This is a genomic window from Empedobacter sp. R132-2, from assembly GCF_030324375.1.
In the GTDB taxonomy this organism is placed as follows: domain Bacteria; phylum Bacteroidota; class Bacteroidia; order Flavobacteriales; family Weeksellaceae; genus Empedobacter; species Empedobacter falsenii_B.
The window spans coordinates 1-2,321 of the sequence record NZ_JACAGG010000068.1; the positions used below are offsets into that span (position 1 = coordinate 1).

Consider the following 2,321-nt stretch of genomic DNA (forward strand, 5'->3'; position numbering starts at 1 on the left):
ATGTTGAACTAAACCTTCGGTAGCTTTCGCTGCGATGATTTCGTACCTTAGTATATTAATATTAAACAATTGATACTATGGTAACTAAAAAAAATCTCCGGAGGAATTAAGAGCGAACAAATACATTAATCGCGCTTGTAGTGAAATTACGGGTTTTTCTGAACTTCTGCAACGTTTTCAGCGAAATATTTCCATTTTAGGCAGAAGCCAGCGTACTTTCGAGAATTATTCTCGGCATGTGGCGGCAATGGCGTTGCATTTTGGAATTCTTCCTACGGAATTACATCCCGAGCAGGTTAAAGATTACTTATTTGAACTGCAGCAACGTTCTTTAAGTCCTTCGCAATCATACTTTAAACATACGGTTTACGGACTTCGATTTCTTTTAAAAACAGAGAATCTTCCTTACGATTATCTTCATTTACCATCGATTCCAAAAGAGAAAAAGCTTCCTGTTGTTTTAAGTCGAGAAGAGATTTGGAAGATGCTTCAAAGTGCAGAACTGCTAAAACATCGTGTTTTAATTGGCTTGATTTACGGCTGTGGTTTACGCTGTATGGAAGTTCGGAACATAGAATTAAAGCATTTAGATTTCGATCGAAAACAACTTCATATCGTTCAAAGTAAAGGAAAAAAAGATCGATATGTTCCTTTATCTGATCATTTGATACGGGGAATAAAAAGATATATTTCAGCCGAACATCCCACTACTTTTTTATTTACAGGAAACACGAAAGATGCCAAGGGTTTTGATTCTCGTTACAGTCAACGCGGTGTTCAATGGGCAGTTCAATCTATCAGTAAAAAAGCAGGTATTTTAAAAGATGTGCACACGCATACTTTGCGCCATAGCTATGCCACGCATTTATTAGAAGATGGCGTAAATATCCTTCAAGTTCAGAAATTGATGGGGCATGAACGGGTGGAGACCACTATGGAATATTTACATGTTTGCCAATTGGAGCAACAAAAAGTACACAGTCCACTTGATACCGTTTTTGCTTTATGCAGCCGCAGTGGGAAGTAGCCCATGTATTGCAAAAAGTAGATTTATCCAACCAAAACTTTACCGTTCATCAAGAGAAAACGTTAAGGGCATTAACGTTGTGCAGAACTTCAGCGTTGGGCGGTCATGTAGATGCTTGCGATGCTTGCGGAAACATCAGTATTAGTTACAACAGCTGCCGCAATCGGCATTGTCCAAAATGTCAGGGACACAAACGCGAAGAATGGATACAGGCACGCGCGCAAGATTTGTTGCCTTGTTCGTATTATCATTTGGTTTTTACTTTGCCCGATACGCTTAACGGTTTAACGATCTCACATCCGCAAATTATTTATCGCTTGTTGTTTGAATCTGTGTGGGCTAGTTTATCTCAATTTGGCAAAACCGAAGGTTTGCAATTGGGCATGATTGCTATTTTACATACCTGGGGCCAAAATTTAAGTTTGCATCCGCATCTGCATTGCATTGTTCCAGGCGGCGGAATTGATAATAATGGCAAGTGGAGACGAAAAATAAAAACCGATAAATACTTGTTTGCAGTAAAAGCATTAAGTAAGGTTTTTCGAGCCAAATATGTAGCGTTGTTACGCAAAGAAAAGCTTGCCGAGGGGCACATCTTAGAAAGTTTGTTTGAAAAGCATTGGGTTGTTTATGCCAAACGGTCATTTGGCGGCCCAAAACAAGTGATTGAGTATCTGGGTAGATATACCCACAAGGTAGCCATTAGCAACCATCGCATTACAAATGTAACCCATCAAGAAGTTACTATCAATTATAAAGATTATAGAGACGGAAGTGAAACCAAGCAACTCACATTAAAAAACGAAGAATTCGCCCGCCGTTTTAGCTTGCATGTTTTACCGAAACGATTTGTTCGCATACGGCACTACGGAATTTTAAGCAGCAGTTGGAAACGTGGCAAACTACAGCAGTTACAAGAAGAATTACACGTTGCGCGAGCATTAGTAGAGCCTAAAACACAACATCGAAAATGTTATTGTTGTAAAGTGGGGAATCTGGTTACGTTGCACGTTTTTGGACAAAGAGGTCCGCCAGAAAAGTATCTTATCGGAAACAAACTTGCTTCTGTGAATTAACTTTTACGGGTAAGGGAATTTGTGTTTAAAGCACAAAAAAACAGCCAAAACGCATGAAGAAATACAACTTCAACCACAAAAAAAACAGTAATCCTAAAATTACTGCTTGTATATCTTAAAGCCACATTTCGAAAACCCCATAATACATAAAGCTACTCCGGTTCCGTTCAACGGGCTTTCATCTCTAGCCCTCCGGGCAAGACGAAAGCTTAGTTATT

General features: G+C 39.3%; 2 protein-coding genes. Both read left to right on the forward strand.

All coding sequences use genetic code 11. The features are described from left to right. Nucleotides 1–124: 124 nt before the first annotated feature. Nucleotides 125–1,027: a tyrosine-type recombinase/integrase gene (locus HXZ69_RS15120; RefSeq protein WP_114999197.1), complete on the forward strand. Its 903-nt coding sequence runs from the start codon at nucleotides 125–127 to the stop codon at nucleotides 1,025–1,027. Further along, entirely contained in the window at nucleotides 1,006–2,103 is a 1,098-nt protein-coding gene (locus tag HXZ69_RS15125) for an IS91 family transposase (protein ID WP_038335828.1), read from the forward strand. Before HXZ69_RS15120 ends, HXZ69_RS15125 begins: the two co-directional genes overlap by 22 nt. Nucleotides 2,104–2,321: the final 218 nt, after the last annotated feature.

Excerpts from the sequence above, each read along its gene's own strand:
- HXZ69_RS15125 (WP_038335828.1), top strand. The coding sequence starts at position 1,006 with ATGCAGCCGCAGTGGGAAGTAGCCCATGTATTGCAAAAAGTAGATTTA.